This window comes from Streptomyces sp. NPDC026394 (genome assembly GCF_055567735.1).
Genome location: NZ_JBVHPX010000018.1, coordinates 86058 through 111558, shown reverse-complemented (window position 1 = coordinate 111558; position 25501 = coordinate 86058). Strand labels below are relative to the sequence as shown.

The 25501-nt window shown below is 69.9% G+C and carries 20 protein-coding genes; 8 read left to right on the top strand and 12 right to left on the bottom strand.

What is annotated here, in order from left to right; all coding sequences use genetic code 11:
• Positions 1-278 precede the first annotated feature (278 nt).
• The gene (locus ACZ4QV_RS31610) at positions 279-3491 is read right to left on the bottom strand and encodes a S41 family peptidase (RefSeq protein WP_467763722.1); all 3213 of its coding nucleotides are present in this window, start codon (positions 3489-3491) and stop codon (positions 279-281) included.
• Positions 3492-3595: 104 nt separating this feature from the next.
• Here ACZ4QV_RS31610 and ACZ4QV_RS31605 point away from each other — a divergent pair, with 104 nt between their 5' ends.
• A complete protein-coding gene (locus ACZ4QV_RS31605) occupies positions 3596-3769 on the top strand; it encodes a hypothetical protein (RefSeq protein WP_361154782.1) in 174 nt (57 codons plus the stop codon).
• A gap of 922 nt (positions 3770-4691) precedes the next feature.
• On the opposite strand, the gene ACZ4QV_RS31600 is transcribed toward ACZ4QV_RS31605, so the two are convergent.
• Both ACZ4QV_RS31600 and ACZ4QV_RS31595 read right to left on the bottom strand, forming a co-directional pair.
• Positions 4692-5009, bottom strand: coding sequence for a helix-turn-helix domain-containing protein (locus tag ACZ4QV_RS31600; protein WP_361635032.1), 318 nt, complete (start codon positions 5007-5009; stop codon positions 4692-4694).
• 29 nt (positions 5010-5038) lie between these two features.
• Positions 5039-5923 carry an alpha/beta fold hydrolase gene (locus tag ACZ4QV_RS31595; protein WP_467763721.1) on the bottom strand — a complete coding sequence of 295 codons (885 nt, stop codon included), beginning with the start codon at positions 5921-5923 and terminating at the stop codon, positions 5039-5041.
• A 74-nt stretch (positions 5924-5997) separates the two neighbouring features.
• On the opposite strand from ACZ4QV_RS31595, the gene ACZ4QV_RS31590 reads away from it, so the two are divergent.
• From ACZ4QV_RS31590 to ACZ4QV_RS31570, 5 genes are all read left to right on the top strand, one after another.
• Positions 5998-6861 carry a helix-turn-helix domain-containing protein gene (locus tag ACZ4QV_RS31590; protein ID WP_361154780.1) on the top strand — a complete coding sequence of 288 codons (864 nt, stop codon included), beginning with the start codon at positions 5998-6000 and terminating at the stop codon, positions 6859-6861.
• A gap of 50 nt (positions 6862-6911) precedes the next feature.
• Positions 6912-7319 (top strand): hypothetical protein, encoded by a 408-nt coding sequence (locus ACZ4QV_RS31585; RefSeq protein ID WP_361587063.1) that lies wholly within the window; start codon positions 6912-6914, stop codon positions 7317-7319.
• 177 nt (positions 7320-7496) lie between these two features.
• A complete protein-coding gene (locus tag ACZ4QV_RS31580; protein ID WP_361587060.1) occupies positions 7497-7937 on the top strand; it encodes a hypothetical protein in 441 nt (146 codons plus the stop codon).
• A gap of 727 nt (positions 7938-8664) precedes the next feature.
• Complete coding sequence (locus ACZ4QV_RS31575) at positions 8665-10281, top strand: BCCT family transporter (RefSeq protein ID WP_467763720.1); 1617 nt, start codon at positions 8665-8667, stop codon at positions 10279-10281.
• 975 nt (positions 10282-11256) lie between these two features.
• The gene (locus ACZ4QV_RS31570) at positions 11257-11655 is read left to right on the top strand and encodes a hypothetical protein (protein WP_467763719.1); all 399 of its coding nucleotides are present in this window, start codon (positions 11257-11259) and stop codon (positions 11653-11655) included.
• A gap of 92 nt (positions 11656-11747) precedes the next feature.
• Here the strand turns inward: ACZ4QV_RS31570 and ACZ4QV_RS31565 are convergent, their stop codons facing one another.
• The 3 genes from ACZ4QV_RS31565 to ACZ4QV_RS31555 all read right to left on the bottom strand — a co-directional run bounded on the left by ACZ4QV_RS31565 (position 11748) and on the right by ACZ4QV_RS31555 (position 15121).
• Positions 11748-12266, bottom strand: a complete 519-nt coding sequence (locus ACZ4QV_RS31565) for a S26 family signal peptidase (RefSeq protein WP_361154772.1) — start codon at positions 12264-12266, stop codon at positions 11748-11750.
• Positions 12263-14137, bottom strand: coding sequence for an ABC transporter ATP-binding protein (locus tag ACZ4QV_RS31560; protein WP_361619922.1), 1875 nt, complete (start codon positions 14135-14137; stop codon positions 12263-12265). Before ACZ4QV_RS31560 ends, ACZ4QV_RS31565 begins: the two co-directional genes overlap by 4 nt.
• Positions 14138-14698: 561 nt before the next feature.
• Complete coding sequence (locus ACZ4QV_RS31555; RefSeq protein ID WP_361154770.1) at positions 14699-15121, bottom strand: MarR family winged helix-turn-helix transcriptional regulator; 423 nt, start codon at positions 15119-15121, stop codon at positions 14699-14701.
• Positions 15122-15336: 215 nt separating this feature from the next.
• Here ACZ4QV_RS31555 and eno point away from each other — a divergent pair, with 215 nt between their 5' ends.
• A complete protein-coding gene (gene eno / locus ACZ4QV_RS31550; protein ID WP_467763718.1) occupies positions 15337-16644 on the top strand; it encodes a phosphopyruvate hydratase in 1308 nt (435 codons plus the stop codon).
• Between the two features lie 347 nt (positions 16645-16991).
• Positions 16992-18569 (top strand): eCIS core domain-containing protein, encoded by a 1578-nt coding sequence (locus tag ACZ4QV_RS31545; RefSeq protein ID WP_467763717.1) that lies wholly within the window; start codon positions 16992-16994, stop codon positions 18567-18569.
• Positions 18570-18626: 57 nt separating this feature from the next.
• Here ACZ4QV_RS31545 and ACZ4QV_RS31540 read toward each other — a convergent pair whose 3' ends face one another.
• The 6 genes from ACZ4QV_RS31540 to ACZ4QV_RS31515 all read right to left on the bottom strand — a co-directional run bounded on the left by ACZ4QV_RS31540 (position 18627) and on the right by ACZ4QV_RS31515 (position 24493).
• Positions 18627-19490, bottom strand: coding sequence for a poly-gamma-glutamate hydrolase family protein (locus ACZ4QV_RS31540; protein WP_467763716.1), 864 nt, complete (start codon positions 19488-19490; stop codon positions 18627-18629).
• A 259-nt stretch (positions 19491-19749) separates the two neighbouring features.
• Complete coding sequence (locus tag ACZ4QV_RS31535) at positions 19750-20097, bottom strand: VOC family protein (RefSeq protein WP_361587039.1); 348 nt, start codon at positions 20095-20097, stop codon at positions 19750-19752.
• Positions 20098-20689: 592 nt separating this feature from the next.
• Positions 20690-21742 carry a DNA-3-methyladenine glycosylase family protein gene (locus ACZ4QV_RS31530; protein ID WP_467763715.1) on the bottom strand — a complete coding sequence of 351 codons (1053 nt, stop codon included), beginning with the start codon at positions 21740-21742 and terminating at the stop codon, positions 20690-20692.
• Positions 21743-22055: 313 nt separating this feature from the next.
• On the bottom strand, positions 22056-22700 hold the full coding sequence (locus ACZ4QV_RS31525) for a DNA alkylation repair protein (RefSeq protein WP_361635166.1): 645 nt from the start codon (positions 22698-22700) through the stop codon (positions 22056-22058).
• 261 nt (positions 22701-22961) lie between these two features.
• Positions 22962-23885: an NmrA family NAD(P)-binding protein gene (locus ACZ4QV_RS31520; RefSeq protein ID WP_467763714.1), complete on the bottom strand. Its 924-nt coding sequence runs from the start codon at positions 23883-23885 to the stop codon at positions 22962-22964.
• Between the two features lie 14 nt (positions 23886-23899).
• Positions 23900-24493, bottom strand: a complete 594-nt coding sequence (locus ACZ4QV_RS31515; protein WP_467763713.1) for a hypothetical protein — start codon at positions 24491-24493, stop codon at positions 23900-23902.
• Between the last annotated feature and the right edge of the window lie 1008 nt (positions 24494-25501).

The window sequence follows — 25501 nt, the reverse complement described above, 5'->3', positions numbered from 1 at the left end:
ACCCGATGATCTCCTTCGGGGCCCGGGAATGTGGCACGGCAAAACTGGTAGAGGCAGGTGGGAAGGGCGGGGCGGGCGTTACTGCCGGGTGCGGCGCCCGTATACCGGGACAGGGTGCCCGAGTCGTACCGACTCAGGTCCATACCAATGCCCCGCGGCCTGCTGGACGTTCCGCACCCGAACCCCGCCTCCTGGTCTTCAAAAGCACGCCTTGCGGCCGCCCGGCCGACACCTCGCGTCGCGGCCCCGTACGGTGCGGGCGACGGACCGAAGCCCTGTCAGGGGCGGTCCGGCAGCGGGGGCAGTGAAGGCAGCGAGGGCGGAGATTTCGCCGGGTTCCCGCGCAGCGCAGCCAGGGTGATCCTGATCGCCTCGTCGAGCTGGGGGTCGCGTCCCGCGGCGTGGTCCTGCGGGGTCTGGGGGACCTCGACGTCCGGTTCGACGCCGTAGTTCTCGACGCCCCACTCGTGCCCTTCGAACCAGGAGGCGTACTTGGGCTGCGTGACCAGGGTGCCGTCGACGAGGTGGTAACGCGAGTCGATGCCGATGACGCCGCCCCAGGTGCGGGTGCCGACGACCGGGCCGATGCCGAGCGCCTTGATGACGGCGTTCACGATGTCGCCGTCGGATCCGGAGAATTCGTTGGCGACGGCGACGATCGGACCGCGCGGGGCGTCACGCGGATAGCTGTACGGCTGGGCTCCGCGCGGCAGTGTCCAGCCGATGACGCGGCGGGCCAGTTTCTCGACGACGAGTTGAGAGGTGTGGCCGCCGCTGTTCTCCCGTACGTCCAACACCAGCCCCTCGCGGGCGACTTCGACCCGCAGATCGCGATGGAGCTGGGCCCAGCCCGAGCCGACCATGTCGGGGACGTGGAGGTAGCCGAGCCGGCCGCCGGATGCCTCGTGGACGTGGGCCCGCCGGTCGGCGACCCAGGCGTGGTAGCGCAGCGGCCTTTCGTCGGCGACCGGGATGACGACGGCGTGGCGAAGGCCACCGCCGCCCGCCGGGCGGACCGTCAGTTCGACGGGCTGTCCCGCGGAGCCGACCAGGAGCGGGCCCGGCCCGGTGGTGGGATCGACGGGCCTGCCGCCGACGGCGACGACCGCGTCGCCCGCGCGCACGGCGACACCGGGCGCGGCCAGGGGGGACCGGGCGTCGGGGTCGGAGGTCTCGGAAGGCAGGACGCGGTCGATGCGCCAGGCACCGTCCTCGTGGCGGGAGAGGTCGGCGCCCAGCAACCCCTGCCGGGTGGCTTTGTTGTAACCGCCGGTCGGGGAGACATAGGCGTGCGAGGTGCCTAGTTCGCCCTGGACCTCCCAGAGGAGGTCGATGAGGTCGTCGTGGGTGGCGATGCGCTCCAGCAGCGGGCGGTAGCGGTCCAGGACGGCGGTCCAGTCGTTGCCGCCGAGGTCGGGGCGCCAGAAGTTGTCGCGCATCAACCGGCCCGCCTCGTCGTACATCTGGCGCCATTCGGCGGCCGGGGCGAGGGTGTGCCGGACACGGGCGAGGTCGACGGTGATGTTGGTGTCGCTCTCCTCCTTCGAGGGGCGGCGGTCGGCCGGTACGAGGCGCAGTGTGCCGTCCGAGCGCAGCAGCAGTCGCTTGCCGTCGCCGGTGACCGCGAAGGAGTCGATGTCGGAACCGAGTTCCTCGCGTTTCTGTTTCTCGAAGTCGTACCGCTCCAGGGTGCTCTTCGGATCGGCGGCATCGGGGGTGGCCCGGGCCGCGCCGAGCACCCCGCGCACCGGATGGCGCAGCCAGAGAAGGCCGTCCGTGGCCGCACGGAGCGCGGAATACCGGGCGGCCTCCACGGGGAAGGGAATGATCCGGTCGCTGAGCCCTTCGAGGTCGACAGCGGTGACGGGCGGCGCGCCGTCCCCCTCCGCCGCGTTCTTCTTCTCGGCCTCGACGGCGCGGCCGGCGCGCTGCGGGCCGAAGGGCGACGGAGTGGTCGCGGCCAGGGTGATCAGATGCGGGCGGCACGCGCCGACGAAGGCGAGGTCGAAGACGTGTGCGTCGTAGACCGGGTCGAAGGAACGTTCGGAGAGGAAGGCGAGGTGTTTGCCGTCGAGCGTGAAGGCGGGGGAGAAGTCCCGGAAACGTAGCGGCGTCGCGTCACAGACCATCAGGTCGGAGGTGTTGGCGAGCTTGAGATGCCGTAGCGGCACGGGGCCGGGGTGGGACCAGGCGAGCCAGGACGAGTCCGGCGAGAAGACCGGCCCGGTGACCGCGCCGTGCTCGCTGCGGTCGAGCTCCCGTATGTGCCCGGACGCCAGCTCCAGCAGCAGGACGCGCCCGTCATGCGCACAGACAGCGGCATGGCTGCCGTCAGGGGCGACGGTGAGGTCGAGTACCCGGCCCAGTTCCCCGCTGCCCAGGCGGCGCGGCGTCACGCTGTCCGCCATGCCGCCGGCGGGCGCGACCTCCAGGGCATCCTCGCCGTCGGCATCCGACACCCACACCACGTGCTCCTCACCGTCCAGGCGGAAGGTCTGGGGCAGCCGGGCCCGTACGCCGGGCTGTGCGGCGAGCGCGCGGGCCGGGCCGTCGCGGTGGGTGATCCAGTGAATGGTCCCGCGGACGGTGACGGCGCTGCCGCGCCCGGTGTGGTCGGGGGACACCGCGGTGAGGTTGTGCTCGGTGGTGACGGGGCGAGGTGTGAGGTCGGTGCGCTGGCCGCCGAGCCGGATGTCCAGGAGCCTGGGCTCGGCCCCGTCGAGATCCTCCAGCAGCCACAGGTCGCCGGCGGACATGTAGACGACGCGGGTACCGTCGGTCGCGGCGTGGCGGGCGTAGAACCCGCCGAGCGGGGTGTGCCGGCGCAGGTCCGTGCCGTCCGGGCGTGAAGAGTACAGCGCGCCGGTCCCCTCGTGGTCGGAGAGGAAGGCGATGCGCTCCCCGGCCCAGAGGGGGTATTCGAGGTTCCCGGCCAAGTCTTGGTGACAACGTACGAACTCGCCGTCGCCCGCAAGATCGATCCACAGTTTGCCCGCCGTGCCGCCCCGGTAGCGCTTCCACGACGAGGCGTCCCCGCCGAACCCGGCGGAGCGCAGCAGCACTTGACCGACGGGCCCGTGGGCCACGTCCCCGACCGGACCGTAGGGCAGCCTGCGGGCCGGCCCGGCGTCGAGCGGCACGGCATGGGCCCATCTGCGGCACCAAGAGGGCTGCCCGTGCGCGCTGATGGCGACGACGTCGCCGCCCGGTGTCCAGCCGCACACCGTGACCCGGCTGCCCCAGTAGGTGAGTTGGGCGGCCGGCCCGCCCTCGATCGACGCCGCGAGCACCTCGGGCGCGCCGTTGCGGGTCGAGGCCCAGGCGATGTGGGTTCCCTCAGGGGATATCCGCGGACGGGTGACAGGACGATTGTCGGCACTCAGCCGCCAGGCCCGGCCGCCGTCGAGCGGTGCGATCCAGACATCGTCCTCCGCCGTGCACGTGACCAGGTCACCGTGCAGGTGCGGGTACCGGAGATAGGCGGCAGTCATCGGGCACCTCCGGCCGGTGACGTACGGGGTGACCAGGCGAAGACGAGGCGGACGTACCGCTTCACAGGGGCACAGGCCCTCCCCGGTTCGCTGTCGTCGTAGCCGTGGAACGTGAGCGGGACCACGAGGGGCCCTCCTTCGACGAGAGATCCGTTCCCTGCCGGCGGTACGTCGCGGACTCCGCCGGCGGCAAGGAGCGCATCAACGGTCTGGCCTGGGGTGAGGCCCGGGGAGCGGTGCGCGCCGTCACCGGGGGTGACGTGTCCGCGCATCCGTGAACGGGCCGGTCCACCTCCTGTTCTGGACGACTCCGATACCTGCGTTGCGGGACATACGTGCCGGAGCGGTAGCCAACGGTGCCTGGTCCGGCTCCCCGGTCATTCTGGCGTCGCCGGGGGGACCAGACTGGCGCATCGGCCTCTTTGCCCGCGAGGGAACGGTTGCGGACGCCCGGCCCGTCCGGCCGGTGCCGGCGCGACGCCTCCATGGGCAGGGCGACGCGGTGTCGGTTCCGGAAGCTGTCCGAGGGCTGGGACTACAAACTTCAGCACGCGGAGCTGAAGCCGGCACCGAACGGTGCGGTCAGTTGCCCGCTGGGGTTCGAGAAGACCCTGGAAGCTGCTGACCATTTTCGGGACGCCGGGCGTGTTGCCGTTGCCGAACGAGAAGAAAGGAGCGAAGCCGCTTCCGCAAGACGTGTGCTGCTGATGACCTGCATCACCGGCACGGTTGAGCAGCCCGCGCTCAGGGTCGAGATGCCGCTGGGCCCCCGGAAGAAGCAACTGACAGCCGGCGTCACGGGTGGTGTGGTGCTGGACGAGTCCTTGCTCGGCTTCTCCGGCATGGACGGCCTCGGCCCCCCGTGCTTCGAGGTCCCAGCATGCAGGGTACGTCCGCCACACCCGTCACCCTCACCTTCACCGTTCAGGACCACCCACCCCAGGTCGGCCCCTGCCCCACAGCACCACCAGCGGTACGGAACCTCCTTCGGCCTCCTGGCCGACCGGAAGATCCCCCTCACCGCCGGCAATGCACGGGAAAGGGCGCCGAAGCCGAGGAACAGAGCGAGAACGCCTGGTTCAAGGCCGGACCCGGAAAACCGCAGCCCCTGGTCGCGATCTTCACCGACCTGCCGCCGAAGACGACCGGTTCGTTGCCGTGGCCAGCGACAGGAACGGCACGCACCGCATGCCCCTTGCGTCAGTTCCCCTCACCAGCAGTCCGTGAGAGCGGTGTTTGAGCGCGGGCGGCCCTGCTGGAGCCCTGCGGCCGGCCGGTGACGCGTTTGAAGGCGCGGCTGAAGGCGGCCTGGGAGGTGTAGCCGAGGCGTTGCGCCACGGACTGGACCGACAACGTGTTCTGGACCAGCCACTGGCCGGCGAGCAGCATTCGTAGCTCCGTGGCGTACCGGAGCGGCGGCGGACCGTTGCGTCGGCGACTGTGGCGCGCACCGGCGACGGCCTGGGGGCACGCGTCTGCCGCGAAGTGAAGCTGGGACGCGCATGCTGCGGGCAGCATGCGCCGACCTGTCGTGTCGCGTGGAAACCTCAGACAGCCCCGCCTGATGGAGGAGTGTGGAGTTTGACGAACGAGAGGAGAAGTGCGGCGGTCCGCAGCGGTTCCTCCAGGATGGGCGAGTGTCCGCAGCCGGGCAGCAACTCGACTTCTGCGCCGGGGACGACGCGGTAGTCGATCGCGGACGAAGGCCGCCACCTGCGGTCCTGGTCGCCGAATATCACTTGTAGCGGTTTGCCGAGGGCGGTCAGCCGATCCGGGAGCGGCCGCTCGGTCAGGTAGGCGGTGGATGCCTGCGTTGCTGCGGTGAGCGCACGGTAGGACATGCCGCGCAGTTCGTCGATGAGTACTTGTGGCACGTGGTAACCAGAGCGGAAAACGGTGCTGGCGAACTGGCGGACCTGATCGTCGGTCGGTGGCCACTGTGCAGGGTCGAACGCGGTGGACCCCGGTGCGATGAAGGCGTCCATGCTGGGGCCCGTGCTGATGAGTACGAGCGCGGTCACCAGGTCAGGGCGTTGCTCGGCGAGCGTGGTGGCGGCGTAGCCTCCGCTGGAGTGGCCGACGACGGTGGCGCGCCGGACGCCCAGCCGGTCCAGTGCCGTACCGATCCTGCGCCCCTGCTCGGGTACCGCGTACTCGCCGTCGGTCGGTTCGGCCGAGCGGCCGTGGCCCGGCAGATCGATCCGGATGACGCGGTGGAGCGGGGTCAGCAGCGGAACCAGCGCGTCCCATGAGCGGATCGAAGCGGCTGATCCATGGATGAGGAGGAGTGCCGGGGCGTCGCGGGGGCCGTCCTGGTGGACGTGGAGATCGCCGTGCTCCAGGCTGAGGAACAATTCCTCGTCGGCACGGGCGCGTACGTCGCCGGTGGCACGAACGTCGCCGTTTTCGTGAAGGTGGTCGGGAGGAGTCATGAGACCACTGTCGGCGCCGGTGCGTACCGGCGGATTGGACAAATGTTCCGTCCATGCCCGCGTAGCATCGGGAGATGGGGTGCACCACGAGTGAACGTGATGATCCCGCTGTATGGGACGTCGCACGTCCGCAGCGGCCCAGCCGGGTGGCCGGCGTCGACATGGCCGGATTCCGGGTCCCCGGCGTGCCGGTCGAAGGCCTGCGGGTGATTCCGCATCCGGCGGTGATGCTCATCCTGGAGTTCGGGACGAGCCCTTCCACCGTGGAGGACGGCGCCGGGCAGCGGCATCGGGGAAGCTTCGTCGCCGGGCCGGGGGCCGGCTCAGGGGGCGGGCTTCGGGCGTGGGGCGGAGATGCCGAGTGCGTGCAGGTGCGTCTGTCCCCGGTGGTCGCCGGCGCGGTGCTGGGCGCCGGTCCGGCTGAACTGGCAGGTTCGCTGGTGCCTCTCGACGACCTGTGGGGCGGGGAGGCATCACGGATCCGCGAACAACTGGCCGCGATCCCCACGTGGGAGGCCCGATTCGCGTTCACGGACGCCCTGCTCGCACGCCGACTGGCGGCGTGGTCGCCGGCGGACCCGGAGGTGGCCCGGGCCTGGCGGCGGATCGTGGGCAGCCAGGGCCTCGTCCGGGTCGACCGCCTGGCGGCCGAACTCGGCTGGAGCCGCAAGCGCCTATGGACACGGTTCCGCTCGCAGATCGGCATGCCGCCGAAGAGCGCCGCGAAGCTGATCCGCTTCGACCACGCCGCGCACCGCCTGGTCGCGGGCGAAGGCGCAGCCCGAGTGGCGGCGGACGGCGGCTACTGTGACCAGTCGCATCTGCATCGGGACGTCCTGGAGTTCACCGGCACCACCCCGGCCGCCGTGCTGAACGAGCCCTTCCTGACGGTGGACGACCGCGCCTGGCCGACCGCGGGGCAGCCGCTCAGAACCTGAGCCTTCAGGGATTCCGGCTAGAGCGTGTCGTGAGGTGGGTTCCCTGGTGGGTGGTCAATGGTCTCGCCCGGCTGACCGGACAGGTGCACGCCTCAACCAGTACGGTTGCTGACGTTTTCGCGAGCTGGGGAGGGGAAAGAGCATTGACTGCCCGTAGGGAAGTTGAGGAATTGGTCAACGAGGGAATGCCGTCGGAGGACGCCTCGCAGGAGGAGATTGAAAAGGCGGAGCGCCTCCTTGAGAGCATCATCCCTCCAGTCACCGACGAAGAGGCGCAGATGCTGGCAACGGCGTTCGGGCCCGATGGGTGCTACGGACTGGCGTCAGGCTTGATGCACACGATCGAAACAGCCCCAGGGGCGAGGACGGCACGCTATCTGCAGGATGCTGACAACTGGTGGGTGCAGCGCCTGAATGCCCGGGTGGCGGCCGGGCGGGAGATCCTGGAGACGAACTGACGTAATCGTTCCCTGCGCGTCAATGTCGGGAGTCTGCCGGAGTGGCCCGGAACGGGAGTGTGCTGGGCGGGACTTTCGGGCGCAGCACAGTATGGAAGTGTGCGGATGACCAAACCTGTGGGTACCAGCCGTCGGCGGGGCAGGGCGAGCCTGCTTGTCCAATACGTTGCGCAGTGGGTGTATCTGCCTCTCTGGGCCGCGACGTCGCTGGCGCTGTGCGCGGTGGTCGCGCTGGCTTCAGCGGGGCTGAATCCGCCCAAGAGCTGGTTCAATCCGGTTCGCGGGTTGTTGAGCTGGTCCCGGCTGAAGGCTGAGTGGTCGCGTGACCCTGAAGTCTGGCGTTCGTACGCGGATGACAGGTTGCGGGGACGCCTGCGGAAGGCGGAGAACAACCAGGCGCTCTACGTCGGCCACCCCTCGGAAGGGAAGCAGCGGGAGGTGTCGGTCGTTCTTCCCGTGCGGTTCTTCCGCGGAGTGGGCGCGGAGCACGCCGTCGGGGTGGCGCAGTCTCTGGGGTGGTCGGCTGAAGTGCTGCCGTCGGATCGGGGGCAGTGGCATCCGGGTGCCGTGCGGGCCTTTCGCGGTGTGGAACCTGGGGCGGCGACGGGCAAGGCATAGAGCGGCGTGCTGCTTGGTTGGGCGGCGATAATCCGCCCGTAGCCCGTAGCCCGTAGCCCGTAGCCCGTAGCCCGTAGCCCGTAGCCCGTAGCCCGTAGCCCGTAGCCCGTGCGCCCGCCGGCGGCGCCGCTCCTTCACCTCGTAGCCATCGACAGCCGCTGACCGACGGGTCGGACCCGTCCGGGCCGGTCCGAGCCAGTCCGGGTCGGTCCGGGTCGGTCCGGTTCGGTCCGAGCCAGTCCGGGTCGGTCCGGGTCGGTCCGGTTCGGTCCGAGCCGAACCGGCTCCCGGCGATACAGCTGACCGCGGGCACGTGACGAGGCTCACGGGCCGAACGTACCTCACGGGCCGTACCCGCCTCACAGCTCAAGGGTGATCTTCGTCAACCACGGCACCCCTCCCGACGCGAAAACCCCCACCATCAAGGCACCGGCCCCTTTGGGACGACTCTCCCGAATTTGACCGCATCGCCTCGTGGATAGCAGCCTTCCCTGTTGACCCGCGCACCGAGCGGTCCTGCGTCTCGTGAGCGCGTGCGTCCTTGCGGTGCGTCATGCCCCGGGTGCGAATGACCCCGCCAGCAAGGAACCTCATGCCGACTCCCCACGCCCGAACCGCCACCAGCGCGGCCGTCCCCACCCGGACGGAGCCGACCACGGATGGTGACGACGCGTGCCATACGACGGCCGCGCCGCCATCCAGAGAGCCTAGGCGCACCGACATACCGGTGCTCGCTGTCAGTGGCGGGCTGCTCATCGCGTTCGTCCTGGCCGCGTTGATCGCGCCCACGGCCACGGGCGACGCCGTCAACGCAGTCTTCACCTTCGTCGCGCGCTGGTTCGGCCCGCTGTGGCAGGTGCTGCTGCTGGCGACGTTCGGTGTCGCGCTGTGGCTGGGCTTCTCCCGGTACGGGAAGGTGCGGCTGGGCGGCGCCGGGGCGCGCCCGGAGTACGGCAGGTTCCAGTGGGTCGCGATGATCATGTCGACGTTGCTCGCGGGCGGCGGGGTCTTCTTCGCGGCGGGCGAGCCCGTACAGCACTACGTCGAGACACCTCCCTTCTACGAAGGTGTCGAGAGCGGTACCCAGCAGGCGGCCGACGCGGCGCTTTCCCAGAGCTTCGCGCACTGGGGCTTCCTCGCCTGGGCCGTCCTGGGGACTCTCGCCTCGATCGTGATGATCCGGGGCCAGGAGCGCGGCATGCCGCTGCGCCCGAGGACCCTGCTGTACCCGTTGCTCGGTGAGCGCATCCGGCATTCCCGGCTGGGCGCCGCCGTCGACATCGTCTGCGTCATCGCCGTGGTGGCCGGAACCGTCGGGCCGATCGGGTTCCTCGGGCTTCAGGTCTCCTACGGCCTCTCCGAGGTGTTCGGCATCTCCGGTGGGTACCCCGTACAGCTCGGCGTCATCGTCCTGCTGACCGTCGTCGCCGTACTGTCCGTCGCCAGTGGCATCGACCGCGGCATCCAGTTCTTCAGCAGGGCCAACATCTGGCTCGCCGTCGCCCTGATGGCCGTCTTCGTCGTACTCGGCTCCCTCGGTTTCGTGCTCGACTCCTTCCTCGGCGGGCTCGGCCAGTACGCGAAGGACTTCGTGCCGCTGGCCCTCAACCGGGGCGATCACGCGTGGCTCGGTTCCTGGACGGTCTTCTTCTTCGGTTGGTTCCTGGGCTACGGACCTTTGATGTCGATCTTCGTGGCACGTATCTCCAAGGGCCGTACCGTGCGCGACCTCGTCGTCTCCACCGCGATCATTCCGCCGCTGGCCACCATGTTCTGGTTCACCGTCTTCGGCGGCACCGGCATCTTCCTCGAACAGCAGAACCCCGGGACCATCTCCGGCCCACTCAAGGCCGTCGGTATGGACGCCGCGGTCATCTCCATGGCCGAGCAGCTTCCGATGGGTGCCGTCGTCGCGGTGGCGCTGCTCCTGCTGACCATCACCTTCGTGGTGACCACCACCGACTCGATGTCGTACAGCATCGCTGCCGCCGGGACGAAGACCGGCGAACCCACCCGTGCGGTACGTGCCTTCTGGGCTCTGCTCATGGGGGCTGCGGCGGCCGTGCTGATCCTTGTCGGGGACGGCGGTATCACCGCGCTGCAGTCCTTCATCGTCGTGACGGCCGTGCCCGTCGGCTTCATCATGCTTCCGACTCTCTGGACCGCTCCGCGGGTGGCCAAGGAGATGGCTGTGGAACAGGGCCTCGTACCGAGGGAGCCGTCGGTCACCGCCCCGGAGCCTCAGTCACCGGTGGTCCCGAAGCCCCAGCCATCGGCGGCCCCGGAGCCCCAGGCGTCGGCGGCGCGAGGGCCGCTGGAATCGCAGAGCTCAGCCAGCGGGTAAGGCTTCCGTCGGCCGGTGCGGGGCCGATCAGCCCCGCCGGCCGCGTGGTCTCGGCTTTCTGAGAGAAGCGCTGCTCCGGGCCTTTGATCGACCACTAGGTCGCGGAACTCGCCAAGGCCCTGACCGGACCGCGTGCGGCCAAGGCCGATCCGCTGACCGAGGCACGGGACGGGCTGAGCGATGCCGCAGAGGCGTTCGCGCCGGCGGGCCTGGACCGGACGAGCGCGGAGCGCCGCGCCGTCCAGGACTTCGGACCGGCGTCGTGTCGCGCGTCTGACCAAGCTGTTCGCCTTTTTGTGGTCTGTGCCGTCTTCTAGCGCTGAGATGCCTTCGGTACCCGGCAACCCGGCATGATCGGCACCTTGGTCTTCAACGCCCTTGAGAGCGTGCTTCTAGGGCCTTATCGCCCTCGGTGTCCTGCGCCTGCGCGAACGCTCCCGGGGGCGAACCGCGGGGGCCGGCGCTCAGCGTCGTGCCCCGGCGGACGTGCTGCGTTCGACTCGTACGGACCGTGATTCAAACAAGAATTCCTAGGTGTGTTGTTCGGATTGCTCCGGCCGAGGCAGACCTGAGAGGCGCGTCCCAGGCGACGGAGCTCGATTCCGGTGGGGACGGAATGCGCAAGAATGCATAAGAGCCCCTGTGTATGGGGAAACTGCTGATGGCGTTAGCGATTTCGAAGGTACGGAGAGCGCGTCCGAGCCGTGTTCCAGTTGGCGGCGACGCGACCGTGACCGACCGGATCGCCACGCATTTCTCCCCGTAATCGACGCTTCTCTCTCGGCGGCGCCCGCTGAATCGACGAGCGGTGTTGTGCCGAAGCCGTACGGTCGCCCCTCAGTGGACGACGTAGTTGACGCCCCTTCGCTCAGGCGGCGGTGCCGACAGGGCAGTACTCCGCGCCCGCCGCACGGCCGAGCAGGACGGGACAGGCGACGAGTCGAGCACCGCCAGGTGAAAAGAACAGGAACCAGTATGACCAAGAAGAAGACCGGGGCCAAGGACAAGCCGCTCACGGAACAGGCCGACGAAAGCGTCGGTATCGGCGTCGGCCGTCCGTCTGGGGCGGCCGAAGCGGGCGGCGTGCCGGCCGCGGCTCCCCAGGCGCCCGCGATCTTGGCCCGCAAGAAACTCCTCAAAGCCATCGCCGGCGAGGCCACTGCCATCAGCAAGGCCAAACGCAGGGGACGATCCTGCAAGGCCCTGAAGGACCTCGCCCGCGCATACGCCCTCGTCGCCGCCGAGGAGACCCGCGGCGGCCCCGCCGCTTCCGCCGACAAGGGCAACGGAGGCAGGGGAATGCTCCCGGCGATGCGTACCGTTTTCCTGGCCAAGGGGATGGGTGTCAGGAAAGGCAAGCGCGACGCAGGCTGACGGACTTCGGTCGGTCTTCGGACGGTCTTCGGTGGGTGTACCGAGGGTGTACCGCATTCGGGAGCCGTGGCTACCGGCATGAGGGGCAGCCTTCACACCCTTGGGCTGGCTCCGTGGTTGCTGCCCGTTGCTGGTGCCGTCGCTGCCTGCCCCGGTCGGGCGAGGAGGGCGATGCCGAGAACGCGGCTGGTGGGAAAGTAGCCCACCTGTCGGGAGTCGAGGCTGGAACGGTGGTTGTCACCGAGGAGCACGAGGTGGCCGGAGGGTACGAGGCCCGGTCGCAGCAGGGGGAACCCGGCGGCGTCCTGGGGCGTAAGGATGTCTCCCGGCGCCGCGCGCACACGTTTGATCATCCACTGCCGGCCGGACACCGCGGCGGCTCCCGCCCACGGCGGCAGCGGCGGCCGCGACCACAGGCGACCGGGCCCGGGCCGTTCCAGGACGATCACGTGGCCCGCGGCCGGGGCGCGGCCGCGCAGCGCCACGACCCGGTCACCGTCGTGGTAGGCGGGCTCCATGCTCGTACCGCGTACCGTCACCGACACCAGCGCGCGGCGCAGCAGGACGGCCGTGGAGGCCGCGCCGAGTACGAAGAGGAGTCCGGCGGTCATCGGTCTCCTGTCGGTGTGGAGGGGAGGGGCTCGACGCCGGTGCCGGTGTCGGCTTCGGTGCGTAGCGGGCGTAGCGGAGCAGGTGGGTCCTGAGGTTCGTCGCGGTAGCCGGCTGCCTGGAGAGCGAACAAGCGGGCGTACGCGCCGTCGGAAGCCAGCAGGGCGGCGTGGTTGCCTTGTTCCACGATCTGCCCATCGGACAGGACGACGATGAGGTCGGCGTCTCGTACCGCGCCCAGGCGGTGGGAGATGAGCAGGCTCGTCCGGCCCTGGCGGTGCCGGCGTAGAGAGACGTGGATCTCGTGCTCCGCCGCGGCGTCGAGGCCCGCCGAGGGCTCGTCGAGGATCATCAGTTCGCAGCGGTCGCGGAGAAAGGCGCGTGCCAGAGCGAGTCGCTGCCGCTGGCCGCCGGAGAATTCGACGCCGGAGTCCGGAGCGGCTGGGCTTGTGTCCCGTTGCGAAGGCGCTTGCGGAAGCGTTTCTGAATCCGGCCCGGAGTCATGCCCTGGCTCTGAATCCGGTCCCGGCCCCGGCCCTGGCCCCGAGTCCGACGTCATGAAGAAGGTCCGCGACAACAACGTGTCGTACCCCCGTGGCAGCTTGCTGATCGCGGCGTGGATTCCCGCCCGTACGGCGGCCGCTCGCAGGCGTGGTGTGTCGTGGAGCGCCGTGAGGTCGCCGAGGGCGATGTTCTCGGCTGCCGTCATGTCGTAGTGCATGTAGTCCTGGAACACCGCCCCGATCCGCTGCCGCAGTTCCGCCGCGTCGGTCTCGCGGATGTCCACTCCGTCCCATAGGATCGCGCCGCGCGTCGGGTCGTAGAACCGGCACAGCAACTTCACCAGCGTGGACTTGCCGGCGCCGTTGAGGCCCACCAGTGCCAGCGCCTTCCCGTGCGGAATGTGCAGGGTGACGCCCTGGAGCACCCAGGGGTGGCCGGGGGAGTAGCGGAACCATACGTCCTGCAGGGTGATGCCGCGGCGCAGTACCGGCAGAGGGCGCGGTTCGGCGGCGACGGGCAGGTCGGGGCGGGCGGTGGTGACGGCGAGGTAGTGGTCGAAGAGTTCCAGTGCCTGGTGGGAGCGGGCCAGCTCGCCCGCGATCGTCGCCAGCGCGCCCTGCGTACCGCCGACCGCCGCCACGAAAACCGTGACGTCACCGACCGACAGTGCCCCGCGCTGGGCCGCGACGACCGCCCACACCAGCCCTGCACCGGACACGGCCGCGGCCAGCGTCGCCAGTCCGGCCTGGACGGTGATGTCGCGGCGGTCCATCGCCCGCTTGGCCGCGTTGGCGGTACGCCGCTCGGTCAGCATCCGTGCGCGCAGGAACCCGCCGCTGCCGAAGAGCCGTATCTCCTTCGCCGCTGCCACGCTGGACAGCAGGTCGTTGTAGAAGAATTCGCGCCGTTCGACCGGCCCGACCTCCCAGATCATGCGCGCCCGCCGCCGCGACAGCGAGAACTCGGCGGCCAGTACCAGAAGGCCCGAGAGCAGGAGCAGTACGGCCATGACCGGGCCCAACAGGAAGAGCGAGCCGAGAAAGCCGGTCAAGGTGAGGGCCGAGCGCACCACACTCAGCACCCCGGCCACGACGTCGTTCGGATTCATGCCGACGGATGGCTGGGCGAGCCGCAGGCGGTCGAGGAAGCGCGGGTCCTCGAAGCGGCCCAGCCCGATGAAGGAGCCGGTGGCGGTGAACAGCCGTTCCTGCGTCAACAGGCCGACCTTGCGGTCCAGTTCACCTCGCAAGTACTGGACGAATTGGGGAAGCATCGCCGTAGCGACGCCGACTGCGGCCAGTCCCGACACGAGGCCGAGCAGCGTGCTCAGCGGCCCGCGCTGGACGAGGTTGTCAACGACGAGTTTCATCAGCCATGCCGTGGCCACCGGCGCCGCGCCCGTGACGAGCGTCAGCAGTGCGTGGGCCGCGAAGGCACCGGGGGCGGCCCGCGCGGCGAGCGAGGTGGCGCCGGTGATCCGGTGCGCCAGGCTGGTTGTCCGCAGTTCCGGTTCCCTTTCTGCTCCACGCTGCGGAGGACCTTCAGCGCACGTGAGGCGTCGCGGGACGGCGGCCAGTCGGCCGGGCGGTCGGACGGCCGAACTCGGCCTGTCGGCTGTCGCGCGGCGGCGCCGGAGAGGTGGCTCGGATCTCGGACAGCTCGAACGGCTCGGATCGGAGGAAGTGTGCGCATGAGGACTGGCACGCGTCCGGTGGCTGCCGAGTGGGGCATGCTGCCCGTGGGCTTCCAGGAGACGCTTGGGGCAGTACCGTAAGTCATGCGACGGTTGCCGTGAGGAGGTACGTACGGGTATGGCCGATACTTGCCACCCTCCTCACGCGCACGCCCCTACACACACGCACAGGGCCTGCGGCGAGACGCGCCGATCTCGTCAGGACCACGATCACTGATCCACAGGGGAATGGCTCGTCTAGCGTGTGGCGAGCCGCTCCAGCAGCGCGGCGCTGCGTGACAGCAACGCCCGTTCCTCGTCTGTGAGTTCAGCCTCGATGGCCTGCGCGAGCCAGCCTGCCCTGCGGCCGCGTTCCGCTTCGAGCGCGGCCCGGCCCTCGTCCGACAGCTCGACCAGTGACTTGCGGCCGTCCGTGGGGTGCGCCCGGCGCGTGATCAGGTTCTGTTCCATGAGCAGCCCGACCGCCCGGGCCATCGACTGGGGGCGTACGCGCTGATCGGCGGCGAGGTCGCTGGTGGTCATGGCGCCCTCGCGGTCGAGAGTGCCGAGCACGGCGATCTGCCCGAGGGGGATGCGGTCCTCGTGCTTGACGCGTCGGGTGAGCTTGCTCATCGCGGTACGCAGTTCGGCGGCGACAGCGGCGGCTTCCGGGGTGGGCATAGGGCACTTTACCTCGTTGACCAGCAAAGCCGCGCACCTGACCTGCACGGCAGCGCTACGCGGCACCACTCTACAGCAATGCTGCACAGCAAAACTGCACAGCCAAGCTGCTCAGGTAAACTGAGCAGCATTGCTGTATGGTTTTTCCTTGTCGGGCTCAGCGCCAACGTTGCCGCAGCCGGGGCCACGGCACACGACAACGGGAAGGACCTCCCATGTCCGCGTACGCAGCCGGACGCGTCAACGCCGCCATCGAGACCGTCACCGCGCGCCGCGTCATCGACAGCCGGGGCAACCCCACGGTCGAGGTCGACGTCGTCCTGACGGACGGGTCCCTGGGGCGCGCGGCTGTCCCCTCCGGCGCCTCCACCGGCGCCCGGGAGGCCGTGGAACTGCGCGACGGAGACTCCGCGCGCTGGCACGGCAAGGGTGTCGACCGCGCGGTGGCCCACGTCAACGGGGAGATCGCGGCATCCGTACGCGGCCGGGACGCGGCGGACCAGGCGGGTCTCGACGCCGCGCTGGTCGCCCTCGACGGCACCACCACGAAGTCCCGGCTCGGGGCCAACGCGATACTCGGCGTCTCCCTCGCCGCCGCCAAGGCCGCCGCGGCGGCGCACCGCCAGCCCCTCTACCGCTACCTCGGCGGCGCCGGTGCCCGCCTCCTGCCGCTGCCGATGATGAACATCGTCAACGGCGGTGCCCATGCCGACAATCCGCTGGACTTCCAGGAGTTCATGATCGCGCCGGTGGGCGCGGACACCTTCGCCGAAGCCGTCCGCATGGGCAGCGAGATCTTCCACACCCTGCGCCGCGACCTCTTGGCCGCCGGGCACTCCACGGGCGTCGGCGACGAGGGCGGCTTCGCGCCCGCACTGCGCACTGCCGAGGAGGCGCTCGACTTCGTGATGACCGCCATCGAGCGCACCGGCTACCGGCCCGGCACGGACATCGGCCTGGTCATGGACCCGGCGTCGTCGGAGTTCTTCCGCGACGGGGTGTACGACTACGCGGGCGAAGGGGTGCGCCGTACCCCCTCCGAACAGGCCGACTACCTGGCCAGGCTCATCGACACCTACCCGGTCGTCTCCATCGAGGACCCGATGGCGGAGAACGACCTGGACGGCTGGCGCGAGCTGACCGCCCGCGTCGGCGACCGCTGCCAGCTCACCGGCGACGACGTGTTCTGCACCAACGAGACGCTGCTGCGCGAAGGTATCCGCACCGGTGCCGGCAACTCGATCCTGGTCAAGGTCAACCAGATCGGAACCCTGACCGAGGCGCTGTCCGCGGTGGCCACGGCCCACCAGGCGGGCTGGACGGCCGTCATGTCGCACCGCTCGGGCGAGACCGAGGACACCACCATCGCGGACCTGGCGGTGGCGACCGGCTGCGGTCAGATCAAGACCGGCTCGCTCTCCCGCTCCGACCGCACGGCGAAGTACAACCAACTGATCCGCATCGAGGAGGAGCTGGGCGAATCGGCGCGCTTCGCGGGCCGCTCGGCGCTGCGTCGGGCGTGAGCGGCAGGCAGAGGTAGAGACGGCGTGGACCCCCGATCACTGGAACTCAAGCACGACCGGGGGCCCACGCACGTGCTGGGGGAGGTGCCTTCCCGGGCTGGGTACCTCATGTCTGTCTTCTTGCGCTTCTTGCGTGCGAGCCGGTGGGGATGCCTGGCGGGGCTGCGAGTCCGCGGTTTCGCAGCAGGGCAGCCCTGGCCGTGGTGCTCGGGAAATCCCGCGCGAACCGCCTCCTCGGAGCTGCCCTCAGAGCTGCCCCCGGGGCTGCCCTTCCGTCCCTTCCCGCCGGGCGCTGGGCGTGGCACCGTGCCCGGCGGAGGCGGCGAGTCGTACGGAATGAGGAAGCCATGCACGCACACGAGCCGGAGCGGTCGTCGGCGGAGAGCCGGCGGCGGACCCCGGTCCGGCGCCCACAGAGCGCCGGACCGGGGTCCGGCAGGCCGGCCGCCGCCGGTTCCGGGACCGCGGCGCTGCTGGCGTTGCAGCGTGCCGCAGGCAACGCCGCCGTACTCCGAGCAATGGAGCAGGAGCGACACACGCACGGCCCCGGGTGCGGCCACCAGCCCGAACGTCAGGACGCGGTGCAGCAGGACACGGTGCAGCAGGACACGGTGCAGCGGTCGGCCGTCCACGAGGTGCTGCGGGGGGCCGGCAGCCCGCTGGAGGGCCCGCTGCGGCAGGAGATGGAGGCGAGGCTGGGCGCCGACTTCTCCGATGTACGGGTGCACCGGGACGCGGCGGCGCGGCGTTCGGCCGGGGAGATCGGGGCCCGCGCGTACACCTCGGGCAACCATGTCGTCCTCGGTGAGGGCGGCGGCGACAGGCACACCCTGGCGCACGAACTGACGCATGTGATCCAACAGCGGCAGGGCCCGGTGGCGGGCACCGACAACGGCACGGGGCTGCGGGTGTCGGACCCCGGCGACCGCTTCGAGCGCGAGGCCGAGGAGAACGCTGCCCGGGTGATGGCGCAGGCCCCGCCGGTGGTCGAGGCGGCACCCGGACCGCAGGCGACGACCGAGGCCGAGGCGCCACAGGTGCAGCGGGCGGCGGACGACAAGGATCACACGGGCCACAAGGAGTACGACGGGCCGCGCTACCGGCAGGTGAAGCCGAGCGAGGAGGGCACCAGGTCGGCGAACCTGCGGATGCAGGACCGGCTGGCACGGGAGGCGCACGCACCGAACGCCCGGAAGACGCCGCACGTGGCGGTCGCGCATGTCCCCGGCGAGGGACTGCGGTACTCCTCCAACTCGGGACAGAAGAAGCTGTCCGAGGCGAAACAGAACGACGGGCTCGCTTCGGTGGACGCCGCCATGGACCCGGCCGCGCCGCTGTCGGACGACCCACGCCGCCGCAAGGACCAGATCAAGCTGCGCGCGGCGCGCTCCGGGGACTACGAAGCGGCGCACCGGGACGACACGGACCTTCCGGGCACCACGGAGGCGCTGCGGTCGTCGCGGGGCACCTGGAACGGCGGCCCCGTGCACGACAAGAAGGAAGCTTCCGTACACGGTGAGATGACGCTGCTCGGCGAGCAGATCGCGTACTGGCGGAAGAACCCGTGGCCGCTGGGCGAGGGCCAGATCAAGGACGTGTCGATGGGCGGCGTCAAGAAGGCGTGCGGCGCCTGCGAGATGGCGTTCGACGCGGCCAATGCCACGTTCGGTGCGGAGTACGGCTACCGCGTGGTGGCGTCCGGCTCGCACCGCGAGATGTTCCGCTGGCGGGCGCCCGACTGGCTGACCGGCCCCGCCCTCCAGCAGGTGGCGGCCGCAGCGGCGCCCCGGGGCTACGAGTTCCGCGGCCGGGTCCTGGAGCAGACGGAGGAAGGCGCGGAGCAGGAGCGGACGTCCGGGACGTCCCGCCTGTCGAGCGCCGAGCACCGCCCGGAGGACTCGGAGTCGGAGTGGGAGGAGGCGTAGCGGGGCGTGGGGCGCCGCCCGGGGCAGGGGCCGGCCGTAGCGGGGCGCGTGCGGGGCCTACAGGATCTTCTGGCCCGCTTCCAGGCGCTGTAGGGCGGTGCGGGCGGCGCTGACGAAGTTCCGGAAGATGTCCGTCTGCTCCTTCTGGCGACCGGTGGCGGAGTTGTCCTGGAACATCGACGCGCGCAGCGAGGTGGTGATCTCCAGCTGGGCGCCCTTGCCGAGCATCGTACGGTTGACGATGTTGTCCGGGTCGGTGCCCGAGAGGGCGGGGATGCCGGTGGCGTCCTGGGCGCGGATGCCCACCGCCTTGAACTCGGCGATCAGGTACGACCGCAGCGTGGTGTGGAGACCGCCGACGAGGACGGCCGGTGTGCCGGCCGGAAGCCCGGCCTGTTCGGGCTTGCAGCCGTGCAGGCTCAGGGCGTTCAGGCTCCCGGCGCACAGCGAGCGGGCGACGTGGTCGTCGCAGTTGGTGGAGGTGACGTGGAGCTTGCCGTTGTCCTTCTTGAGGATGCCTTCGAACATCCAGTAGTCGTAGACCGGGCCTTGGGCCGGGGTGGGTGCGAGGTCCTTGGGGCGGTACCCGGCGATGGCGAGGCACAGCTCGGAGGTGCCGGTCTCGATGCCGCCGCCGTGCGGGGCGAGGATCACCGACCTGGCGAAGTCGTGGCGCCGGCCGCGGTCGTCGTCGAGCATCGCGTGGCGGCGGTAGCGACGGGCGTAGTCCGTGCCCTCTACGACGGAGGGGTCCGCGTACAGGGCGGTGTTGGTCAGCCAGTGGTCCTTGCTCGCGGCGGCCGGCGCGGCGTAGGCGTTCTGCGTGGTGAGCCCGGTGAGAAAGGGCGTCGCGGCGGTGGCCGTCGCGGCGGCCAGCAGGGTGCGTCTGCTGGGGGTGGGCATAGCGGGTATGACGGGCATGATGGGTCCTTCCCCGTTGAACTGCATTAGGTAGGGATAAGTCATACAGGGTTGTGGGGGCGTGCTGTGGCCCGGGGGTCCGATGAGCTGCCGCGGCTGTCACGGCTCATGGCCTCGGGCCCTCGGTTCGGCAACCGAGCCCATCGCGATGCCCATCGCGATGTCAGAGGGCCTTCCCCAACGTCCTCCACCCGGAGCCGCCGTCGCCGGCCGCAGCTCCCGAAAAGTGACTGCGACCAGCGGCGCCTCCGAGACGGTGTCAGCGGTGGCCCAGCACATTCACCACTCGGCCGTTGGGATCGCGGACGAAGAACCGCCGAACACCCCACTCCTCGTCCTGCAGGGGATGCACGATCTCCGCACCGCGCTCCCGCATCAGTGCGTAGGCCGCGTCCACGTCATCGACCTCGACGCTCATGTCCGGGGTGACGGGCGCGGTCTGGTCCTCGGCCATGAAGCTGACCTGGGCGGTGGGGTCGGTGGGGGAGGCGAGGGTCATGATCCAGCCGTGATTCATGACCTCCTCGAACCCGAGCAGGCCGTAGAAGTCCCGGCTTTCCTGCACAGCTACTGACTGGACGTTGGGTACGACACGGCGAACGGCCATCGAAAGACTCCCAGTGGCAACAGTTGGCTTCCTGCAACTCCCAAGGAGTACTACGGCCGAACCACCTGCGCGCACATTTTCGCGACAGGCCGTACTGGTCACCGGCATTCAGTTGTGGGTGAAGGTGCGCTGGCCGGGGGCAACGGGCAGCCCCATGGCGCTGCGACGCGGCAGGCTGAAGGCGTCGGTGCCGGACGGCGTGAAGCCGTGGACGGTGCCGGAGCAGACCTCGGAGGTTGAGCCGACACCCGCGGCGTCCAGGGCCTGGACGAGTTCGCAGAGGGCCGGCAGCGCCGTACGTCCCCTCGATCCGACAACGGGTCAGCACCGCCGCGTACGGCGCTCCGGGCCCCACCAGCCCACACATGGGCCAGTTCCTCCACCAGACGCGCCAGGTGTCCCGCCGAGATGCCCGTGAGCAACGGATGCGCCAGGACCGCCCGATCGGCCATGCCCCTCACGATCAGAGCATGCCCGCCCGCTGTCTCGAACCGACTTGTTACGTGGGCTGTCCTCCCACGCCATCCTCCCGTCCTTTCACGATGAGGTTCGTTGTCCGTGGTCCGAACCGGTTGTGCGTGGCGCGCCTTGCTCACTGCCCGAGCATCAGCTGCGAAGCGGACCGAAGCCTGGCGTGCCGCTCAGTGGGCTCGCGAACGTCTGGTGGGGCGATGTGCCTTGAACGCTGCTGGGGCGCGACGCCCCGCGGGAGCGCGTCTCCGAGCCGGACGCGCAGCAGGAAGGCTGCCCAACTGCGGTAGGGCTTCCACCGATCGGCAACCTTGGACAGTTGGGCGATGTCGGCGGCTGATACTGCGGAGAGTCCGTATGCGGCGGCGATGGCTTGGTGGACCCGAGGTTCGTGGCGGGGGAAGACGTCGGGGTGGCCGGCTCCCCGGATGAGGATGAGCTCGGCGGAGAAGGGGCCGATGCCTGGCAGAGCGCGTAGTTCGGCGAGGGCGTGGTCGGCAGGCAGGCCGCGCAAACGGGTGGCGTCGAGTTGCCCGCCGAGGGCTGCTTCGGCCAGCGCGTGCAGCCGCTGGACCTTGAGGCTGGTCAGGCCGGGAACGTGGGGGATGGCGCGCAGGACGGTGGGCGTGGGGAAGGCATGCAGAATTTGGCCTGCGACATGGATGCGCTGGCCGTATTCACGGGCGATGCGGGCCTTGACGGCGGCTGCCTGGGACTTGCGGATCCGGTTCCCGATGACGGCCCAGGCGGCGGCTTCGTAAGGCGAGTGGAAGCACACCGGGCGCAGCCCCGGGTAGTCCGCCATGAACCCGGCCATCACGGGATCCTCGCCAAGAGCCGGGAATCCGGAGCCGTCGACATCGAGGGAGAGGATACGGGCGAGTTGGACACGCCCGGCCGTGTCGATCGCAGGCCCGGCGGCGGCCGGCTTCTCCGGGGCCGGAGCGCCGGATTGGACAGTGAGTTCGGCCTGCACTGCGCCCGGCACGCCGTCTGCTCCCCTCTCCCGTCGGACGGTGGCCGCGAGCACCGATGTCGCGTCGTCGGCGGGGAAGGCCAGGCGGAGGATGCCGTCCGGTGCGTGGTTGTAGCTCGCGGGCGTGAAGCTCATCAGGAACCGCACGCTGGAGGCGAGCGAGAAGGGGCCGGTGGGGATGAGGGAGACGGTCGGCACGGTCAGCCTCCGTGTGCGGTGAGTGAGTAGCCCTCGGGGCCCTCGATGGGGGACTTCGGCATGGCGTCACTCGTTCCTTTGATGTCAGGCATCTGACATGGGTCACGCTAGGTGTGCGTCAACGTCATGTCAAAGTCCTGACACGGGGTGGGGTGTCCACGGCTGAACCATGCCGCGCAAGTGGGAATGCAGCATTCGCCGCCCCCCACCTGGCCGCGCGTTCCCCGTGGGCCTCTGAATGGGCCTCCGGCTGCGGTGTGTACCAGGTGCCGGATCTTGAGGCAGGAGCGGCGTGAACGTACTCGCGGAATTCCTACGTACGCTCCTTGCGTCGCACCATCTCGGTGATCCAGACGGGCGCGAACGGGGACGTGCAGCCGGGCGAAGTCGGGTAGTCCTTGAGAACCTGCAGGCGCTCGCCGATGTCGATGGCGCGGGAGCGGTGCTCGGCGTGCTCGATTCCGATCTGGGCCAGGCATTGGTTCATCGCCCACTGCAGGCGAGCGGGGGCGTCCTTCATCTTCGCCTCGATGGTGTCGAGCAGTTCCGTGAGGTCGAGGTCCTCGGGCTTCTTCGCCACGCGTTCGGAGGTCAGCGCCCAGCCGGCACTCGCGACCACGGGATCAGGATCGGTGGACCAGGCCAGGCGCAGCTCTTCTGCATACGGATTCCTCTTCACCACATAGTTCACGAGCCAGTCGTGCACCTTGGGTGTGCGCGCTGAGCGCAACATGACGTCCAACTCGTCACGGCCGAACGCCTTCGGTCGGCAGATCAGGGTGGCCAGCATCTTTGCTGCGGTGTCACCCGTCTCCCAGAGCCGGCAGGCCAGTTCCTGCTGCGTCTTGAGCCGCTTCGCGAGTGCGCGCAGTTTACCGAGGTTCACACCGTGATCGTCACCGTACTTCTCGTTCACGGCGCGCGTTCTGGGGTCTTCAAGCGCGGCCAGCTCGGCCATCACCTCAGCCAACACCGTATCGGCCACTTTCGGCCTCCTGTCCTCACGCACGGAATCTCAGCCTACGACGGTGGCGGATCCGTGCTGTGCGGCTGTTCGAGTATTTCAGTGACGCGCCGTGGTGTGTTGTGCGTTGTGTCGGTCCGTTTTCGTGGCTGATGGTGGCAGCCGAGATGATTTCTGGTCACTCTTTATGCGTACGGCCGCCGAGTGTCTCCTGTGCGGTGGCGCTGGCGGAATCGCCCCGAATTGTGTGGACGCTCAGGCGGTGGGCCGCAGGTGTTTCTGCGCCCATTCCTCGAAGCTGGTGAGCGGGATGCCGAGGTCCCTCGCGTACTGCGGGCGGGCCGGCTGGCCGGCCACGTTCAGCCACTCGTGGCTGGCGCCCATCGCGGGCATCCCGGCGGCGATGGCTTCGTCCTCGGTCATTTCTGGCGCGGACAGGTGCGTCCCCAGAGCGCGGGAGATGACCTCGGCGATCTCCGTCATCGACAGGTGGTCGCTCGCCAACTCCAGTTCGACCCCGTCGAACCGCTCCGGCGCGGTGATGGCCGCGGCGGCGGCCCTGCCGATGTCGTCCACTGCGGCCAGGGACAGCCTCGTCCCGGGGTTCAGGACGCTCACCAGGCCGCCCTCTATGCCTCGCGGAAACAGAAACGCCATGGACGGGAGGAAGTTCTCCATGAAAAATCCCGGCTTGAGAAGCGTCCAATGGCGGAAGTCTGCCGTACGGACCCGGTCCTGGATCGCGCTCTTGGCGCCCAGGGTGGGTTCCATCGAAGCCCAGCGGCCTTCGGACCAGCCGGGAGTCCTGGTGTGCCGACCGGCGCCGCTGACAGATGTGTGCACGAACTGTGGCACTCCGGCGGCTTTCGCGCCCTCGATGAGGTTGACGCCCTGAGCCACCTCCCCCTCGAAATCGAAGCCTTCCGAGGTGATGCCGGGCATCTGCACGGAGAAAACGGCGCGAGCGCCCTCTGCGGCCCGGATCACGGAGTCGCGGTCGTGAAGGTCGCCGGTGACCAGTTCGACGCCGATTGCTTCGACGGCCTTGGCCCGGTCGGCGGTTGGGTCGCGCACCAGGGCGCGGACGGGAACGCCTTCCGCGAGCAGTGCGCGGGCGGTGGCCCCGCCCTGCCTGCCGGTGGCGCCGATGACCAGGACGGGTGCGGAATGTGGAGACATGGCACTTCCTCGTGCTACTGGACCATGAAACGGCGGGGCCCGCCGCGGGAGAGACGGACGTCGGTGAGCGGTTCGGCGTCGGCGATGAGGTCGGCCACGACGGGGTGCCGGACGCTGCGGGCGAACGGCAGGAAGGCACTGGCTTCTCTGGTCGGCTGGCCACCGCAGGTGCCGGACGGAGTCACCAGCCAGCGCGCGCCTTCGATGGGAACGAGGGGCGCCGTCTGGCCGGGGACGGGCAGGCGCGCGTCGGACTGGACGTGGACGATGGGCCAGTGCGCCGTACCGGCGGGAGCGCGGAAGACACGGGTGGCGTAGGCCAGGCCGGAGTCCACGTGCTCCTCCGGCACGGGCGGCAGGCCGAGTGCGGCCCACCAGGCGGCCGCTGCGGAGCCACGGCCGGTGGCATCGATCATCGGGTCGGCATCGAGCTGACGTACGTCCCGGGTGGCCGTGTCGCGCACCTCGGCACCGGTGACGTGGTCGGCGCTGCCGGACAGCCCGACGGGTTCGGTGCCGGACAGTACGTGGATGCGCGGGTGCGCCAGGACTTGCCGGCGTACGCCCCAGTCGAGCAGGTCGCGGGAACAGGCAATCAAGTACTGCATTTCGGGCCACCGGCGCAGCCAGCCCGCCGCGGTGAGAGACACCAGCCCGGTGGGCAGAGGGATGCGGCGGGCGCCCGCCGCCAGCCATCGCTGTGTGATGCCGGGTAGCAGGCTTTCGACGGTGCGGGCGCCGCCGGACCACAGCAGGTGTGCGTGCTGGGCTTGAAGCAGGCCCTTGCGGGGAGCGGGGAGCGGGGGGCTGTGGCCAGCAGGTCGCGTTCGACGATCTGAACCTCGGCGTGATCCGCCAGGACGGCGGCGGCCAGCATGCCGGTGAGGCCGCCGCCGAGCACCACGGCGGCGGGGGAGTGGGCGCTTGAGGCGCGCGGGACTCTACGGTTGGTCACAGGCGGCACTCCCCGAGCGGTAGGCGGACAGGCGTGCCCATCGTTGCATGAAGATGTCACGGGCGGAGGTTCGGTCAGCGCGCGAAACGGACGACGGGTGGACAGCCCACCACCGAGAACGCGCCCGCCGGCATGGCCGGGCTCAGCAGGGGAAGCACGGCGGACGAGGGCCAAACACGATCTTCGCTGCCAACGTCCGAAATGGCAGGCGGTCGCGGCCACCTCACAGCGCATGCAGAGGTGACCGGTGGTTCCTCGATGGTGGTACGCCTTGATCAGCACGGTCTGCCTGCTGGGCTTCTTTTTCGCCGCGGGCACAGCAGACTGGCCGATGAGAACAAGATCGGCTGGCTGTCCTCAGGCCGCGCCGCTTCGGAGGCTGTCTGTTGGGCGTCGGTTCCGTCTTCGCCGGGAGAGCCCTTCTGCCCGGACGGCTCCGGAGAGCGATGTTCCGCTTCCCGTTTCCAGCGGGACGACACCGCCGGCCAGGACCACGGCATGGAGCCTGCCGAAAACATCGTTGTCCCAGCGCCACTTCCGTGCTGGCGGTACGCCACGGTGTGGGCCACACGAAGGATGCCTCACACGGCCGGCGGCAAGTTGTCGTCACTCAGGCTGAGTCACTGTCTGGGCCCAGCGGACGTCCCGCGCCGATGTGACG

Coding starts and splice junctions, on each gene's coding strand:
- ACZ4QV_RS31610 (WP_467763722.1), bottom strand. CDS start 3,491: ATGACTGCCGCCTATCTCCGGTACCCGCACCTGCACGGTGACCTGGTC.
- ACZ4QV_RS31600 (WP_361635032.1), bottom strand. CDS start 5,009: ATGCTGCCCGCAGCATGCGCGTCCCAGCTTCACTTCGCGGCAGACGCG.
- ACZ4QV_RS31595 (WP_467763721.1), bottom strand. CDS start 5,923: ATGACTCCTCCCGACCACCTTCACGAAAACGGCGACGTTCGTGCCACC.
- ACZ4QV_RS31590 (WP_361154780.1), top strand. CDS start 5,998: ATGGGGTGCACCACGAGTGAACGTGATGATCCCGCTGTATGGGACGTC.
- ACZ4QV_RS31570 (WP_467763719.1), top strand. CDS start 11,257: ATGACCAAGAAGAAGACCGGGGCCAAGGACAAGCCGCTCACGGAACAG.
- ACZ4QV_RS31565 (WP_361154772.1), bottom strand. CDS start 12,266: ATGACCGCCGGACTCCTCTTCGTACTCGGCGCGGCCTCCACGGCCGTC.
- ACZ4QV_RS31560 (WP_361619922.1), bottom strand. CDS start 14,137: ATGAAACTCGTCGTTGACAACCTCGTCCAGCGCGGGCCGCTGAGCACG.
- ACZ4QV_RS31555 (WP_361154770.1), bottom strand. CDS start 15,121: ATGCCCACCCCGGAAGCCGCCGCTGTCGCCGCCGAACTGCGTACCGCG.
- eno (WP_467763718.1), top strand. CDS start 15,337: ATGTCCGCGTACGCAGCCGGACGCGTCAACGCCGCCATCGAGACCGTC.
- ACZ4QV_RS31545 (WP_467763717.1), top strand. CDS start 16,992: ATGCACGCACACGAGCCGGAGCGGTCGTCGGCGGAGAGCCGGCGGCGG.
- ACZ4QV_RS31540 (WP_467763716.1), bottom strand. CDS start 19,490: ATGCCCGTCATACCCGCTATGCCCACCCCCAGCAGACGCACCCTGCTG.
- ACZ4QV_RS31535 (WP_361587039.1), bottom strand. CDS start 20,097: ATGGCCGTTCGCCGTGTCGTACCCAACGTCCAGTCAGTAGCTGTGCAG.
- ACZ4QV_RS31525 (WP_361635166.1), bottom strand. CDS start 22,700: ATGGCCGAGCTGGCCGCGCTTGAAGACCCCAGAACGCGCGCCGTGAAC.
- ACZ4QV_RS31520 (WP_467763714.1), bottom strand. CDS start 23,885: ATGTCTCCACATTCCGCACCCGTCCTGGTCATCGGCGCCACCGGCAGG.
- ACZ4QV_RS31515 (WP_467763713.1), bottom strand. CDS start 24,493: ATGCAGTACTTGATTGCCTGTTCCCGCGACCTGCTCGACTGGGGCGTA.